We start from the raw sequence: 16,095 nt of genomic DNA, 5'->3' as shown, positions 1-16,095 counted from the left end.
CTAAAATTAGAAGCGGTAGTGCGAGAAAGCCTTGTTGGCTTCAGCCATACGGTGAACGTCTTCACGCTTCTTAACTGCAGCACCTTTACCTTCGGCAGCGTCCAACAGTTCGCCAGCCAAACGCAGAGCCATAGACTTCTCGCCGCGCTTGCGGGCGTAGTCTACCAACCAGCGCATTGCCAGAGCGTTACGACGGGAAGGACGAACCTCGACCGGAACCTGGTAAGTAGCACCACCAACGCGGCGCGACTTCACTTCGACCAGCGGAGCGATGGCGTCGAGTGCTTTTTCGAAGAGTTCCAGGGGATCGGTGCCGGCCTTACGAGCCTTCACGGTATCCAGGGCACCATAAACGATACGCTCGGCAACGGCTTTCTTGCCGCTTTCCATTACGTGGTTCATGAATTTGGCGAGGATTTGGCTTCCGTATTTCGGATCGTCCAGAATCTCACGCTTGGCTGCTACGCGACGTCTTGGCATTGATAAGCCCTCAAACGGTCTTCAGGTTAGCCCGGGACAGCTCCAATGGATGCGTGCCCGACCTTACTCTTATCGACTCAATAAAATGAAAAACTGCAAAACGGCCGATTACTTCGGACGCTTGGTACCGTACTTCGAACGACCCTGGTTACGACCTTTAACACCGGAAGTATCCAACGAACCGCGAACGGTGTGGTAACGAACACCTGGCAAGTCTTTTACACGACCGCCGCGGATCAGTACCACGCTGTGCTCTTGCAGGTTGTGGCCTTCACCGCCGATGTACGAGGAAACCTCGAAACCGTTGGTCAGGCGCACACGGCATACTTTACGCAGTGCCGAGTTAGGTTTTTTCGGCGTGGTGGTGTACACACGGGTGCACACGCCACGGCGTTGCGGGCAGTTCTGCAGCGCAGGCACGTCGGATTTCTCGACGATACGCTTACGCGGCTGACGTACCAGCTGGTTGATAGTTGCCATCTACTAGCTCCACTGTTGTCTTGCGACGCTATTGTCTTGCAAGAAAAGCAAAATGGCAGGAACGAGTTCCCGCCAAATTTAGGGGTACAAGAGTCTAAAGAGGATCTTGTCCCCAGTCAAGGCAAGGCCCCGCCCTCCCCGCTCATCCAATCTCGACAATTTGTCTCGATTCGATGAACGGAGTGACCAGGGCCTCACACTCATTTACCGCAGAACTCAGTTACCGCTCGAGTTCAGCGCTTCGGTCAGTGCAGCTTCCACTTCACTGGCGCTTACGCGCAACGGCTTGTCTGCATCACGGCGGCGCTTACGCTCGCTGTGATAAGCCAGGCCGGTACCAGCCGGGATCAGACGACCCACGACCACGTTTTCTTTCAGGCCGCGCAGGTAATCGCGCTTGCCGGTTACCGCCGCTTCGGTCAGTACGCGAGTGGTTTCCTGGAAGGAAGCCGCCGAGATGAACGATTCGGTGGACAACGACGCCTTGGTGATACCCAGCAGAACACGAGTGAACTTGGAGACAAACTTGTCTTCGCCGCTCAGGCGCTCGTTCTCTACCAGCACGTGAGTCAATTCCATCTGGTCGCCCTTGATGAAACTGGAATCGCCGGATTCAGCGATCTCAACTTTACGCAGCATCTGACGCAGGATGGTCTCGATGTGCTTGTCGTTGATCTTCACGCCTTGCAGACGGTAAACGTCCTGGATCTCGTTGACGATGTACTTGGCCAGCGCACTCACACCCAGCAGACGCAGGATGTCGTGTGGATCGCTAGGACCGTCGGAGATAACTTCGCCGCGGTTTACCTGTTCGCCTTCGAACACGTTCAGGTGACGCCACTTCGGAATCAGCTCTTCGTACGGATCGCTACCGTCGTTCGGGGTGATAACCAGACGGCGCTTGCCCTTGGTCTCTTTACCGAACGCGATGGTGCCGCTGACTTCAGCCAGAATCGACGCTTCTTTCGGACGACGGGCTTCGAACAAGTCGGCAACACGCGGCAGACCACCGGTGATGTCGCGAGTTTTCGAAGTCTCTTGCGGGATACGAGCGATAACATCACCGATCGCGATCTTCGCACCATCCGCCACACCGACCAGGGCGTTGGCTGGCAGGAAGTACTGAGCGATAACGTCAGTGCCTGGCAGCAACAGATCCTTGCCGTTGTCGTCGACCATCTTCACGGCAGGACGGATGTCCTTACCGGCAGCTGGACGGTCTTTGGCGTCGAGTACTTCAATGTTGGTCATACCGGTCAATTCGTCGGTCTGACGCTTGATCGTGATGCCTTCTTCCATGCCCACGTAGGTCACGGTACCTTTCATTTCGGTAACGATCGGGTGAGTGTGCGGGTCCCACTTGGCCACAATGGCGCCAGCTTCGACCTTGTCACCTTCTTTAACCGAAATCACGGCACCGTACGGCAGCTTGTAACGCTCACGCTCACGACCGAAGTCATCAGCGATGGCCAGCTCACCGGAACGGGACACGGCAACCAGGTGACCATCCACTCGTTCCACGTGCTTCAAATTGTGCAGACGAACGGTACCGCCATTCTTCACCTGGACGCTGTCCGCAGCGGAGGTCCGGCTTGCCGCACCACCGATGTGGAACGTACGCATCGTCAGCTGGGTACCCGGCTCACCGATGGACTGGGCAGCGATAACGCCGACAGCTTCACCGATGTTCACCTGGTGACCACGAGCCAGGTCGCGGCCGTAGCACTTGGCGCAGATACCGAAACGGGTTTCGCAGCTGATCGGCGAACGTACGATCACTTCGTCGATGCTGTTGAGCTCGATGAACTCGACCCACTTCTCGTCTACCAGGGTGCCGGCAGGAACGATGACGTCCTCGGTACCTGGCTTGAATACGTCACGGGCGATAACTCGACCCAATACGCGCTCACCCAACGGCTCTACAACGTCACCGCCTTCAATGTGCGGAGTCATCAGCAGACCGTGTTCGGTGCCGCAATCGATCTCGGTTACAACCAGATCCTGCGCCACGTCTACCAGACGACGAGTCAGGTAACCCGAGTTCGCCGTTTTCAACGCGGTATCCGCAAGACCCTTACGAGCACCGTGAGTGGAGATGAAGTACTGGAGTACGCTCAAACCTTCACGGAAGTTCGCGGTAATCGGCGTTTCAATGATGGAACCGTCCGGCTTGGCCATCAGGCCACGCATACCGGCCAGCTGACGAATCTGTGCTGCGGAACCCCGCGCACCAGAGTCAGCCATCATGTACATCGAGTTGAAGGATTCCTGGTCGACTTCGACGCCATGACGGTCGATGACTTTCTCTTTCGAGAGGTTGGCCATCATCGCCTTGGAAACTTCGTCGTTCGCCTTGGACCAAAGGTCGATCACTTTGTTGTACTTCTCGCCCTGGGTTACCAGGCCGGAGGCGTACTGACTTTCGATCTCTTTCACTTCGTCGGTGGCTGCACCGATGATGCGGGCTTTTTCATCCGGGATAACGAAGTCGTTAACACCGATGGAAACGCCGGAAATGGTCGAATAGGCAAAACCGGTGTACATCAACTGGTCAGCGAAGATCACGGTCTCTTTCAGACCAACCACGCGGTAGCACTGGTTGATCAGCTTGGAGATCGCCTTTTTCTTCATCGGCAGGTTGACGACGTCGTACGACAGACCCTTTGGCACAACCTGGAACAACAGCGCACGGCCGACAGTGGTGTCGACGATACGGGTGTTGGTCACGCTGCCGCCATCACGGTCGTTGACGGTTTCGTTGATCCGGACTTTGACCTTGGCGTGCAGTGCGGCTTCGCCGGCACGGAACACACGGTCAACTTCCTGCAGATCCGCGAACACACGACCTTCGCCCTTGGCGTTGATCGCTTCACGCGTCATGTAGTACAGACCCAATACAACGTCCTGCGACGGAACGATGATTGGCTCACCGTTGGCTGGCGACAGAATGTTGTTGGTCGACATCATCAACGCACGCGCTTCGAGCTGGGCTTCCAGCGTCAGCGGTACGTGCACGGCCATTTGGTCGCCGTCGAAGTCGGCGTTGTACGCGGCGCAGACCAGAGGGTGCAGCTGGATAGCCTTGCCTTCGATCAGTACCGGTTCAAACGCCTGGATACCCAGACGGTGAAGGGTCGGTGCACGGTTGAGAAGAACCGGGTGTTCGCGAATCACTTCAGCGAGAACGTCCCAAACCTCTGGCAGCTCGCGCTCGACCATCTTCTTGGCAGCCTTGATGGTGGTAGCGAGACCACGCATTTCAAGCTTGCCGAAAATGAACGGCTTGAACAGCTCGAGAGCCATCTTCTTCGGCAGACCGCACTGGTGCAGACGCAGGGTCGGACCTACGGTAATTACCGAACGACCGGAGTAGTCAACACGCTTACCGAGCAAGTTCTGACGGAAACGACCTTGCTTACCCTTGATCATGTCAGCCAGGGATTTCAGAGGACGCTTGTTGGAACCGGTGATAGCGCGGCCACGACGACCGTTGTCGAGCAATGCGTCGACAGCTTCCTGCAACATACGCTTTTCGTTGCGCACGATGATGTCCGGAGCGGACAGATCCAGCAGGCGCTTCAAACGGTTGTTACGGTTGATCACTCGACGATACAGATCGTTGAGGTCGGAAGTCGCGAAGCGACCGCCATCGAGCGGGACCAGTGGACGCAGATCCGGCGGCAGAACCGGCAGAACGGTCAGCACCATCCACTCTGGCAGGTTGCCGGAACCCTGGAAGGCCTCCATCAACTTCAGACGCTTGGACAGCTTCTTGATCTTGGTTTCGGAGTTGGTTTGCGGAATCTCTTCACGCAGGCGGCCAATCTCGTGCTCCAGGTCGATAGCGTGCAGCAGTTCGCGGACAGCTTCGGCACCCATACGGGCATCGAAATCGTCGCCGAACTCTTCCAGCGCTTCGAAGTACTGCTCGTCGTTCAGCAGCTGACCTTTTTCAAGGGTGGTCATGCCTGGATCGATAACGACGTAGCTCTCGAAGTAGAGAACGCGTTCGATATCACGCAGGGTCATGTCCATCAGCAAGCCGATACGAGACGGCAGCGATTTCAGGAACCAGATGTGGGCAACTGGCGAGGCCAGTTCGATGTGCGCCATGCGCTCACGACGAACTTTTGCCAGCGCGACTTCAACGCCGCACTTCTCGCAGATCACACCACGGTGCTTCAAGCGCTTGTACTTACCGCACAGGCACTCGTAATCCTTTACCGGGCCAAAGATCTTGGCGCAGAACAGGCCGTCACGCTCAGGTTTGAACGTACGGTAGTTGATGGTTTCCGGCTTTTTAACTTCACCGAACGACCACGAACGGATCATCTCAGGCGATGCCAATCCGATACGGATGGCGTCGAACTCTTCGACTTGACCCTGGTTTTTCAGCAAATTCAGTAGGTCTTTCAAGGCCTTTCCTCCTGGCGGAGCAGAGAGCGGGCAATCTTGCCCCGCTCTCGATTCGCGTCACGTGTTATTCGGTTTCCAGATCGATATCGATGCCGAGGGAACGAATTTCCTTGATCAACACGTTGAAGGACTCGGGCATGCCCGGCTCCATACGGTGATCGCCATCCACGATGTTCTTGTACATCTTGGTACGGCCGTTCACATCGTCCGACTTCACTGTGAGCATTTCTTGCAGAGTGTAAGCGGCACCGTATGCTTCCAGTGCCCAGACCTCCATCTCCCCGAAACGCTGACCACCGAACTGCGCCTTACCACCCAGCGGCTGCTGGGTAACCAGGCTGTACGAACCGGTAGAACGAGCGTGCATCTTGTCGTCTACCAAGTGGTTCAGCTTCAGCATGTACATGTAGCCAACGGTAACCGGGCGCTCGAACTTGTTGCCGGTACGGCCGTCGGTCAGCTGCATCTGGCCGCTTTCTGGCAGGTCCGCCAGTTTCAGCATGGCCTTGATTTCGCTTTCCTTGGCGCCGTCGAACACTGGAGTGGCCATTGGAACGCCGCCACGCAGGTTTTGAGCCAGGTCCAGGATTTCCTGGTCCGAGAAGTCATCGAGGCTTTCCTGACGACCGCCGATCTCGTTATAGATCTCGTGCAGGAATTTGCGCAGCTCGGCAACTTTGCGCTGCTCTTCAACCATGCGGTTGATCTTCTCGCCCAGCCCCTTGGCCGCGAGGCCCAGGTGGGTTTCAAGGATCTGACCGACGTTCATACGCGAAGGTACGCCCAACGGGTTGAGGACGACGTCGACCGGGGTGCCATTGGCATCGTGCGGCATGTCTTCAACCGGCATGATCACGGAGACCACACCTTTGTTACCGTGACGACCGGCCATCTTGTCGCCCGGCTGGATGCGACGACGGATTGCCAGGTAAACCTTGACGATTTTCAGCACGCCTGGAGCCAGGTCATCGCCCTGCTGCAGTTTGCGCTTCTTGTCTTCGAACTTGTCGTCCAGCAGACGGCGACGATCAACGATGTAGGCCTGAGCCTTCTCGAGCTGCTCGTTCAGAGCATCTTCAGCCATGCGCAGTTTGAACCACTGGCCGTGCTCAAGACCGTCGAGAACTTCGTCGGTGATGTCCTGGCCTTTCTTCAGACCGGCGCCGCCTTCGGCTTTGTGGCCGACCAGAGCGGAACGCAGACGTTCGAAAGTAGCACCTTCAACGATACGGAACTCTTCGTTCAGGTCCTTGCGGATCTCGTCCAGCTGGGACTTCTCGATCGACAGGGCACGAGCATCACGCTCAACGCCGTCGCGGGTGAAGACCTGTACGTCGATGACAGTACCTTTGGTACCGGTAGGTACACGCAGGGAGGTGTCTTTAACGTCGCTGGCTTTTTCACCGAAGATCGCACGCAACAGTTTTTCTTCCGGAGTCAGCTGGGTCTCGCCTTTCGGAGTGACCTTACCGACCAGGATGTCGCCTGCGCCAACTTCAGCACCTACGTAAACGATACCGGCTTCGTCCAGCTTGTTCAGAGCCGCTTCACCCACGTTCGGGATGTCGGCAGTGATTTCCTCTGGGCCAAGCTTGGTGTCACGGGCCACACAGGTCAGTTCCTGGATGTGGATCGTGGTGAAACGGTCTTCCTGAACAACACGCTCGGACAGGCAGATGGAGTCTTCGAAGTTGAAGCCGTTCCATGCCATGAACGCGATGCGCATGTTCTGACCCAGAGCCAGTTCACCCATGTCGGTGGACGGGCCGTCGGCCATGATGTCGCTACGCTGAACCCGATCACCCTTACGCACCAGCGGACGCTGGTTGATGCAGGTGTTCTGGTTGGAGCGGGTGTACTTGGTCAGGTTGTAGATGTCGACACCGGCTTCACCGGTTTCAACTTCGTCATCGGCAACACGAACCACGATACGGCTGGCGTCGACGGAGTCGATCACGCCGCCACGACGAGCCACGACGCAAACGCCGGAGTCACGGGCTACGTTACGCTCCATGCCGGTACCTACCAGCGGCTTGTCGGCGCGCAGGGTCGGTACAGCTTGACGCTGCATGTTCGAACCCATCAACGCACGGTTGGCGTCGTCGTGCTCGAGGAACGGAATCAGCGACGCAGCAACCGAAACTACCTGCTTCGGCGATACGTCCATCAAGGTGACGTCTTCCGGCGCCTTGACGGTGAATTCGTTCAAGTGACGAACAGCTACCAGCTCGTCGATCAGGACTTTCTTGTCGTTCATCGTGGCCGAGGCCTGAGCGATCACGTGATCGGCTTCTTCGATGGCGGACAGGAACACGATCTCGTCGGTGACCAGAGCGTCTTTCACCACGCGGTACGGGCTTTCCAGGAAGCCGTACTGGTTGGTGCGCGCATAAGCGGCCAGGGAGTTGATCAGACCGATGTTCGGACCTTCCGGCGTTTCAATCGGGCATACACGACCGTAGTGAGTCGGGTGTACGTCACGCACTTCGAAGCCGGCACGCTCACGAGTCAGACCGCCAGGGCCGAGTGCGGAAACACGACGCTTGTGGGTGATCTCGGACAGCGGGTTGTTCTGGTCCATGAACTGGGACAGCTGGCTGGAACCGAAGAACTCTTTCACCGCCGCAGCCACTGGCTTGGCGTTGATCAGGTCTTGCGGCATCAGGCCTTCGCTTTCAGCCATCGACAGACGCTCTTTGACCGCACGCTCAACACGTACCAGGCCAACGCGGAACTGGTTCTCGGCCATTTCGCCTACGCAGCGAACACGACGGTTACCCAGGTGGTCGATGTCATCGACGATGCCTTTACCGTTACGGATGTCGACCAGGGTCTTCAGTACCGCGACGATGTCTTCCTTGCACAGCACGCCCGAACCTTCGATCTCGGTACGACCGATACGACGGTTGAACTTCATCCGGCCGACCGCAGACAGGTCATAGCGCTCAGGGCTGAAGAACAGGTTGTTGAACAGGGTCTCGGCAGCGTCCTTGGTTGGCGGCTCGCCAGGACGCATCATGCGATAGATCTCGACCAGCGCTTCCAGTTGGTTGCTGGTGGAGTCGATCTTCAGGGTGTCGGAGACGAACGGACCGCAGTCGATATCGTTGGTGTACAGAGTTTCGATGCGAACAACCTGAGCCTTGGCGATTTTGGCCAGGATCTCGGTGTTCAGCTCGGTGTTGCACTCTGCCAGGATTTCGCCGGTTGCCGGGTGCACGATGACCTTGGCGGTTGTACGACCCAGGACATAGTCCAGAGGCACATCCAGCTCTTTGATCCCGGCTTTTTCCAGCTGGTTGATGTGGCGAGCGGTAATACGACGACCCTGCTCGACAATAACCTTGCCTTTGTCATCCTGAATATCGAGGACAGCGATTTCACCGCGTAGGCGCTGAGGCACCAGCTCCAGGCTCAGGGTCTCGCCCTTCACGTGGAATACGTTGGTGGTATAGAACGCGTCCAGCACTTCTTCAGTGGTATAGCCCAGCGCGCGCAGCAGTACCGAGGCCGGCAGCTTGCGACGACGGTCGATACGCACGAATACGCAGTCTTTCGGGTCGAACTCGAAGTCCAGCCACGAACCGCGGTAAGGAATGATGCGCGCGGAGTACAGCAGTTTACCGGAGCTGTGCGTCTTGCCACGGTCGTGGTCGAAGAACACGCCCGGGGAACGGTGCAGCTGGGAAACGATTACACGCTCGGTACCGTTGATTACGAAGGTACCGTTCTCAGTCATCAGGGGGATTTCACCCATGTAGACTTCTTGCTCTTTGATGTCCTTGATCGCTTTGTTCGACGATTCTTTGTCGAAAATGATCAGGCGCACTTTTACCCGCAAAGGTACGGCGTAAGTTACACCGCGCAATACGCATTCTTTGACATCAAATGCCGGTTCGCCCAGGCGATAACCGACGTACTCCAGCGCAGCATTGCCGGAGTAGCTGATGATCGGGAAAACGGATTTGAAGGCCGCATGCAGGCCCACGTCGCGGAACTGATCTTTAGTCGCTCCCGCTTGCAAGAATTCACGATACGAATCCAGCTGGATGGCCAGGAGGTACGGCACATCCATGACGTCCGGCAACTTGCTAAAGTCCTTGCGGATACGTTTTTTCTCAGTATATGAGTAAGCCATCAGCGTTCCCCAGCTTGGTCACCTGCTTGTTTGGCCCCTCCCGACGGGAGCAGCCAGAAAATCGTGCAAACCCCATGGTTTGCGCCACCACATCGGGTGGTTACAGCACGTTATCGGCACCGACCCAGTCGGCTGCCAATAACGGAAAAAGGCCGGTGGCAAGAGCCACCAGCCATCAGCCTGTCGCTTAACGCTCGGGCTGGAGGAGCAAAGTCGATGCTTACTTCAGCTCGACTTTAGCGCCTGCTTCTTCCAGAGCTGCTTTGGCTTTGTCAGCTGCGTCTTTGGCAACAGCTTCCAGAACCATGGCAGGTGCGCCGTCAACTACAGCCTTGGCTTCTTTCAAGCCCAGACCGGTCAGTTCACGTACAGCCTTGATCACGTTAACTTTCTTCTCGCCAGCTTCGGTCAGCATGACGTTGAATTCGGTTTGCTCTTCAGCAACGGCAGCAGCAACAGCTGGACCAGCCGATGCAGCAGCAGCGGTAACACCGAATTTTTCTTCGAAAGCTTTGATCAGCTCAACAACTTCCATTACGGACATGTTGCCAACTGCTTCAAGGATATCGTTCTGAGAGATAGACATGAATCTAATTCCTGATATTGGGGACGGCCTACGCGACCATCGAAAAAAACAAAAAACGCGAGAAGTTGACGAGCCTTAGGCTGCAGCAGCTTCTTTCTGGTCGCGAATTGCCGCCAGAGTACGAGCCAATTTGCTGGTAGCGCCTTGAATCACGCTCATCAGCTGAGAAATTGCTTCGTCACGGGTCGGCAGAGTTGCCAGTACGTCGATTTGGTTAGCTGCGAGGAACTTGCCCTCGAACGCAGCTGCCTTGATCTCGAACTTGTCCTGACCCTTTGCGAATTCCTTGAAGATCCGGGCAGCAGCGCCTGGATGTTCTTTGGAGAACGCAATCAGGGTAGGGCCAGTGAACACGTCGTTGAGGACACTGAATTCAGTGTCAGCAACAGCGCGCTTGAGCAGGGTGTTACGTACAACACGTACGTAAACGCCAGCTTCACGAGCCTCTTTACGGAGTCCGGTCATCGCGCCTACTGTTACGCCACGGGCATCAGCCACGACAGCGGACAGAGCGACTTTGGCAGCCTCGTTGACTTCAGCGACGATGGCCTTCTTGTCTTCGAGTTTAATTGCCACGGGTTTAACTCCTGCTTGTTACCGTTTCATCTGGTCGAAACCGGATGTCGTTTTGGTGTCTGATTCGGTAAGGAACCGGGAGCACCATCTGCGTAGGCTTGAGGTTTAAGACTTGCGTCGCCTACGGTCTTGGATAGCCCCCGCCAGGCAGGGACCCCAATTTTTCAATTGGCGCGATCGCTCGCGCCAATCTGTGTCTTACGCGTCGAGCGAGCTTTGGTCGATGACCAGACCTGGGCCCATAGTGGTGCTCAGGGTAACGCGCTTGACGTAAATGCCTTTCGAGGAAGCTGGCTTGATACGCTTCAGATCAGCGATCAGGGCTTCAACGTTTTCCTTCAGCTTGACGGCATCGAAGCCGATCTTGCCAACGGAAGTGTGGATGATGCCGTTTTTGTCGGTGCGATAACGAACCTGACCAGCCTTGGCGTTTTTAACCGCGGTAGCTACGTCTGGAGTTACGGTGCCGACTTTAGGGTTAGGCATCAGGCCACGTGGACCGAGGATCTGACCCAACTGACCTACAACGCGCATTGCATCCGGGGATGCGATCACTACGTCATAGTTCAGGTCGCCGCCTTTCATTTCGGCAGCCAGGTCGTCCATGCCTACACGGTCAGCGCCGGCAGCCAGAGCGGCTTCAGCAGCTGGACCCTGGGTGAACACAGCAACGCGAACGGTCTTGCCAGTGCCGTGTGGCAGCACAGTAGCGCTACGAACGACCTGGTCGGATTTACGCGGGTCAACACCCAGGTTTACAGCTACGTCGAACGACTCGCTGAACTTGACAGTCGACAGCTCGGCCAGCAGGGCAGCGGCGTCTACAAAGTTGTAGGCCTTGCCTGCTTCGATTTTGCCGGCGATAGCCTTTTGACGCTTGGTCAGCTTAGCCATTACACACCCTCCACGTTAAGGCCCATGCTACGAGCAGAACCGGCGATGGTACGCACGGCTGCTTCCATATCAGCTGCAGTCAGATCCGCGTTTTTGGTTTTCGCGATTTCTTCCAGCTGAGCACGAGTCACGGTGCCAACCTTAACGGTGTTCGGACGAGCGGAACCGCTGGTCAGACCGGCCGCCTTCTTCAGCAGAACCGAAGCAGGGGTGGATTTGGTTTCGAAAGTGAAGCTACGGTCGCTGTAGACAGTGATGATCACTGGAGTCGGCAGACCTGGCTCAAGACCCTGAGTACGGGCGTTGAAAGCCTTGCAGAATTCCATGATGTTCACGCCGTGCTGACCCAGAGCAGGACCAACAGGTGGGCTTGGGTTAGCCTGAGCGGCCTTCACTTGCAGCTTGATGTAAGCGGTAATCTTCTTGGCCATGAGGCACTCCAATTACGGGTTCGAACGCCTCGAGAGGCTCCCCGGTTACTTGCGCGTTTATCCCAGTGACGACAAAACCCCACAGCCTACGGCTGCGGGGTTGGGATTTTTGTTCAACTAGACCTTTTCGACCTGGCTGAACTCGAGCTCCACCGGAGTAGAGCGACCGAAAATGAGCACTGCGACCTGGATCCGGCTCTTTTCGTAGTTAACTTCTTCAACAACACCGGTAAAGTCTGCGAACGGACCATCGTTGACACGCACCGACTCGCCCGGCTCGAACAACGTCTTCGGCTTCGGCTTGTCGCTGCCATCGGCAACGCGGCGCAGAATCGCTTCTGCTTCTTTATCGGTGATTGGCGCAGGCTTATCGGCAGTACCGCCAATGAAACCCATCACCCGAGGAGTGTCCTTGACCAAGTGCCAAGTACCCTCGTTCATATCCATCTGCACCAGCACATAGCCAGGGAAGAATTTGCGTTCGCTTTTGCGCTTCTGGCCATTGCGCATTTCAACCACTTCTTCAGTGGGAACCAGAATCTCGCCGAAGCCATCTTCCATACCGGCCAGCTTTACGCGCTCGATCAGCGAGCGCATTACATGCTTCTCGTAACCGGAGTAAGCATGCACAACATACCAACGCTTAGCCACGGGACACCCTTAGCCGACGATCAAGGAAACAAGCCAGCCGAGCAGGGAATCGAGCCCCCACAACAGCAACGCCATAACCAGGACAACAGCCACAACGATCAACGTGGTCTGCGTGGTTTCTTGGCGAGTTGGCCAAACGACTTTACGAATTTCGGTGCGCGCTTCCTTAACCAGTACAAAGAAAGACTTGCCCTTGACCGTCTGCAGGCCTACAAAGGCAGCTACGGCAGCAATGGCAAGCAATGCGAGTACGCGGTACAGGATCGGCGAAGCAGAAAAGTACTGATTGCCAACAACGCCAACAACCACCAGAGCGACTACTACAAGCCACTTGAGGAGGTCGAAACGAGAGCCTTGAGCTTCAGCTTTAGGAGTCATCTATGAAGATCCTGTGAAAAGAAAGCCAGATACACCGAGTGAATCTGGCAGGTCAGGAGGGAATCGAACCCCCAACCTACGGTTTTGGAGACCGTCGCTCTGCCAATTGAGCTACTGACCTAAAACAAAATCAGGCCGACCATTATGCCGACCCGAAAAAGACTTTACAACACTTACAAGGCAATCCTGGCTGCAACGCCGGCGCTCACGACACCGACAACCTTCAGAAACCCAATCAGGCGCAACCACTACCACCTAAAACAAAGGCAGATATTTTCATATCTGCCTTGTTATATGGAGCTCTTGAGCGGATTTGAACCGCTGACCTCACCCTTACCAAGGGTGTGCTCTACCAACTGAGCTACAAGAGCGTAACACTGTGCAAAACCTGTAAACTTGGAGCGGGTAGCGGGAATCGAACCCGCATCATCAGCTTGGAAGGCTGAGGTTCTACCACTAAACTATACCCGCGAGGCTTACAGCTCTCGCTAAAAATGGTGGAGGGGGAAGGATTCGAACCTTCGAAGTCGTAGACGTCAGATTTACAGTCTGATCCCTTTGGCCGCTCGGGAACCCCTCCTAAGCGAGCCGGCATTCTACATCATGCCAGCCTTCTGTCAAGCATTTTTCTCATTAAAAACCTGAGCTTAGCTGCGTTGACCTCGCTTCACACCGCTTACCGTTTCCGGTGTTCGCTGTGGAGCGGGCGCCATTCTATGCAAACTATTCGGTGGGTGCAACCCCCTCGCACGGCATTATTTTATGTTTTAACTCATTGAATTCTTTAGAAAGGTTTTGCAGCTGCAAATCGTCCAGCCAACGCCGGCTTTCCGGTGCGATACGCACCCAATACCCTGCCCCTTCGGTCGCAGCTTTCGGCAGGGACTGATACTTGACCTCCATCCCGCTCAAACGACGCTCAACCGCCTGTGCAGCCTCCTGGCGCGCATAGCCACCCAGATAAAGGCAGCCATTGTCTGTCGAGACAGCCTTACCCTTATCCCTGGATACGTCACTTGCTTCGCTCAACAAGCGGATATCTTGTTGAGATCCGCGATAAAGACTCAAAGGCGTGACATCCTTCGCGCGCAAAGGGGCCTCTTGTTGATGCCAGATGTAATAGAACCCATTGAGGACAAGCAGCAGCAGAAACAACCAACGCATAAAAACCTCAGGACAAGGGACAGGCCATGGCCAATCCGACAAACACCAAGTCCGGAACAACCCTGGCCTGAGGCACGACCTCAGCAACCAGGTTCGCATCCCCCCCGGTGAGGAACACGACAAAGTCCTCACCCCAGTAACTGCGCGCCAATTCGAGTTGGGTCAGCACGAAGCCGCGCAACATCAACAGACAACCACGCTCTACAGCCTCGACAGTCGCGCGACCTGGAACAAGACGCTCCAGGGCCTGCTCGGCCGCCAGATCCCCATAACGAATTTTGCGCGTGTGGGTGCGCAACTGGTTGCGCATCAACGGCATCCCCGGACAGATGAAACCACCCAGGTGCTCTCCATCCGCTGCGATAAAGTCAGCAGTCACCGCCGTACCGAAATCGAGCACCAGGCACGCACCTGAAGCCAGATGAAAGCCCCCAAGCATTGCAAGCCACCGATCCAGGCCCAACCGCTCAAACTCTTCATACCCATTGCGCACGCCTGACATTTCGCGCGCAGGCGTTGCGCATACAACCGGCACATGAAAGGTATCACCGAGCAAAGACGTCAGCGCAGCGGTTTCCTCCGCGGTCCTGACGCTTACCAACCGGCAAAACGTGAGGGCAAGCCCCTTGAGCGCCCCCACCCCCTCCAGCAATCCAGGATTGGAGTCGACGACCCCTTCACCCAGCACCTGCCCGGCATTAGCGGCAAGCACACGCCACTTGATGAAACTATTCCCACAATCGAGCTCAAGAATCATCACGCAACCTCAGGCTCAACTCACCACCGCTGAAGACTTTCTCCACACCATCCACCTTCAGGCGCAAGGCGCCCTGGCCATCGATACCAAGTACCTCACCATCAATTTGATTGACGCCGGCAATCAACGACACGCTTTGCCCCTGCCACAGATGATTTTGCTCCCACTCCGACTGGAGGGCCAAAAAACCACCCGCCTGGTGACGAGCCAGGTATTGCTGCAGCATCTCCCCCAGCATCGCAACCAATTGGTTGCGATCAAACAATTTGCCTGACTCGAGCCGCAGGGATGTCCATTGCTGATCCACTTCGTCAGCGGACTGCATGTTCACATTGATACCTACACCCAGGACCACGTGACACACATCAGCAGGGTCACCAACCAACTCGAGCAGTATTCCCGCGATTTTTTTCTGGCCCACAAGGACATCGTTAGGCCATTTCAATCCAGCGGCTGTAATACCGAGCTCACGCAACGTCTGCAAGACAGCGAGTCCAACAACAAGACTCAAGCCCTCCAGCTGACGCATCCCACCATCAATACGTAGCACCAGGCTGTAATAGACGTTTTCTGCGAATGGACTGACCCACTTGCGACCACGTCGCCCGCGCCCGGCCGTCTGCCGCTCCGAAAGCACCACAAAGGGTGCCGCTTGCCCGCGATCAATAGCGCGCAGTGCTTCGGCATTAGTGGAGTCGATCGAGTCGTAAACCTGGACGGGCCAGGCGCAAGAGTGCGCCTGAGCGCTGATCTCGGCAGGGTCGAGCAGCGCTAATGGCGCGGACAATTGATAGCCGCGCCCGCGAACCTTATGAATAGACAAACCCAGCTCAGCCTCCAAATGCTGAAGCTGCTTCCACACAGCGCTACGACTGACGCCCAGGGCAGCACCCAATGCTTGACCCGAATGGAATCGGCCATCTTTAAGAAGCTTTAACAACGTCAGCATGCAGGTCTCGCCTCACAATGAGGCCCGCATGATAGCCACGCACCGAGCGATTGCATAGAAATCCAGTAATCGTGGCTTTTCTGCGGACAAAAACAAAACCCCAACTGCTTTCGCAATTGGGGTTTCGGAATTTAATCTTGACGATGACCTACTCTCACATGGGGAAACCCCACACTACCATCGGCGATGCATCGT

General features: G+C 56.1%; 13 protein-coding genes and 4 tRNA genes. All 17 read right to left on the bottom strand.

Annotated features, from left to right (window positions below; all coding sequences use genetic code 11):
- Positions 1-6: 6 nt before the first annotated feature.
- The 17 genes from rpsG to birA all read right to left on the bottom strand — a co-directional run bounded on the left by rpsG (position 7) and on the right by birA (position 15,900).
- Complete coding sequence (gene rpsG, locus AC07W4_RS09695) at positions 7-480, bottom strand: 30S ribosomal protein S7 (RefSeq protein WP_007994653.1); 474 nt, start codon at positions 478-480, stop codon at positions 7-9.
- Positions 481-588: 108 nt separating this feature from the next.
- Positions 589-960: a 30S ribosomal protein S12 gene (rpsL, locus tag AC07W4_RS09690; protein ID WP_003186084.1), complete on the bottom strand. Its 372-nt coding sequence runs from the start codon at positions 958-960 to the stop codon at positions 589-591.
- A gap of 216 nt (positions 961-1,176) precedes the next feature.
- Positions 1,177-5,376 (bottom strand): DNA-directed RNA polymerase subunit beta', encoded by a 4,200-nt coding sequence (rpoC, locus tag AC07W4_RS09685; RefSeq protein WP_008053876.1) that lies wholly within the window; start codon positions 5,374-5,376, stop codon positions 1,177-1,179.
- A 64-nt stretch (positions 5,377-5,440) separates the two neighbouring features.
- Positions 5,441-9,514, bottom strand: a complete 4,074-nt coding sequence (gene rpoB, locus AC07W4_RS09680) for a DNA-directed RNA polymerase subunit beta (RefSeq protein WP_007984407.1) — start codon at positions 9,512-9,514, stop codon at positions 5,441-5,443.
- A gap of 220 nt (positions 9,515-9,734) precedes the next feature.
- On the bottom strand, positions 9,735-10,100 hold the full coding sequence (gene rplL, locus AC07W4_RS09675) for a 50S ribosomal protein L7/L12 (protein WP_007970414.1): 366 nt from the start codon (positions 10,098-10,100) through the stop codon (positions 9,735-9,737).
- Positions 10,101-10,175: 75 nt separating this feature from the next.
- The gene (rplJ, locus tag AC07W4_RS09670; RefSeq protein WP_007970413.1) at positions 10,176-10,676 is read right to left on the bottom strand and encodes a 50S ribosomal protein L10; all 501 of its coding nucleotides are present in this window, start codon (positions 10,674-10,676) and stop codon (positions 10,176-10,178) included.
- A gap of 198 nt (positions 10,677-10,874) precedes the next feature.
- Positions 10,875-11,570, bottom strand: a complete 696-nt coding sequence (gene rplA, locus AC07W4_RS09665) for a 50S ribosomal protein L1 (RefSeq protein ID WP_003186095.1) — start codon at positions 11,568-11,570, stop codon at positions 10,875-10,877.
- The gene (rplK, locus tag AC07W4_RS09660) at positions 11,570-12,001 is read right to left on the bottom strand and encodes a 50S ribosomal protein L11 (RefSeq protein ID WP_007933726.1); all 432 of its coding nucleotides are present in this window, start codon (positions 11,999-12,001) and stop codon (positions 11,570-11,572) included. The genes rplA and rplK overlap by 1 nt, the downstream gene beginning before the upstream one ends.
- A 117-nt stretch (positions 12,002-12,118) precedes the next feature.
- Positions 12,119-12,652, bottom strand: coding sequence for a transcription termination/antitermination protein NusG (gene nusG, locus AC07W4_RS09655; RefSeq protein ID WP_007984405.1), 534 nt, complete (start codon positions 12,650-12,652; stop codon positions 12,119-12,121).
- 9 nt (positions 12,653-12,661) lie between these two features.
- On the bottom strand, positions 12,662-13,030 hold the full coding sequence (gene secE, locus AC07W4_RS09650; RefSeq protein ID WP_007984402.1) for a preprotein translocase subunit SecE: 369 nt from the start codon (positions 13,028-13,030) through the stop codon (positions 12,662-12,664).
- Between the two features lie 45 nt (positions 13,031-13,075).
- A tRNA-Trp gene (locus tag AC07W4_RS09645) sits at positions 13,076-13,151 on the bottom strand.
- Between the two features lie 174 nt (positions 13,152-13,325).
- A tRNA-Thr gene (locus AC07W4_RS09640) sits at positions 13,326-13,401 on the bottom strand.
- A 26-nt stretch (positions 13,402-13,427) separates the two neighbouring features.
- Positions 13,428-13,501: transfer RNA gene (locus AC07W4_RS09635), tRNA-Gly, on the bottom strand.
- A 24-nt stretch (positions 13,502-13,525) separates the two neighbouring features.
- Positions 13,526-13,610, bottom strand: a tRNA-Tyr gene (locus AC07W4_RS09630).
- A gap of 143 nt (positions 13,611-13,753) precedes the next feature.
- On the bottom strand, positions 13,754-14,194 hold the full coding sequence (locus AC07W4_RS09625; RefSeq protein ID WP_008053877.1) for a hypothetical protein: 441 nt from the start codon (positions 14,192-14,194) through the stop codon (positions 13,754-13,756).
- Between the two features lie 7 nt (positions 14,195-14,201).
- Positions 14,202-14,951, bottom strand: coding sequence for a pantothenate kinase (locus AC07W4_RS09620; RefSeq protein WP_495032275.1), 750 nt, complete (start codon positions 14,949-14,951; stop codon positions 14,202-14,204).
- Positions 14,941-15,900 carry a bifunctional biotin--[acetyl-CoA-carboxylase] ligase/biotin operon repressor BirA gene (birA, locus tag AC07W4_RS09615; RefSeq protein WP_495032274.1) on the bottom strand — a complete coding sequence of 320 codons (960 nt, stop codon included), beginning with the start codon at positions 15,898-15,900 and terminating at the stop codon, positions 14,941-14,943. The genes AC07W4_RS09620 and birA overlap by 11 nt, the downstream gene beginning before the upstream one ends.
- Positions 15,901-16,095: the final 195 nt, after the last annotated feature.

It is taken from the genome of Pseudomonas sp. GW821-FHT02A08 (assembly GCF_059422045.1).
This window is presented reverse-complemented; position numbering and strand designations above follow the sequence as displayed.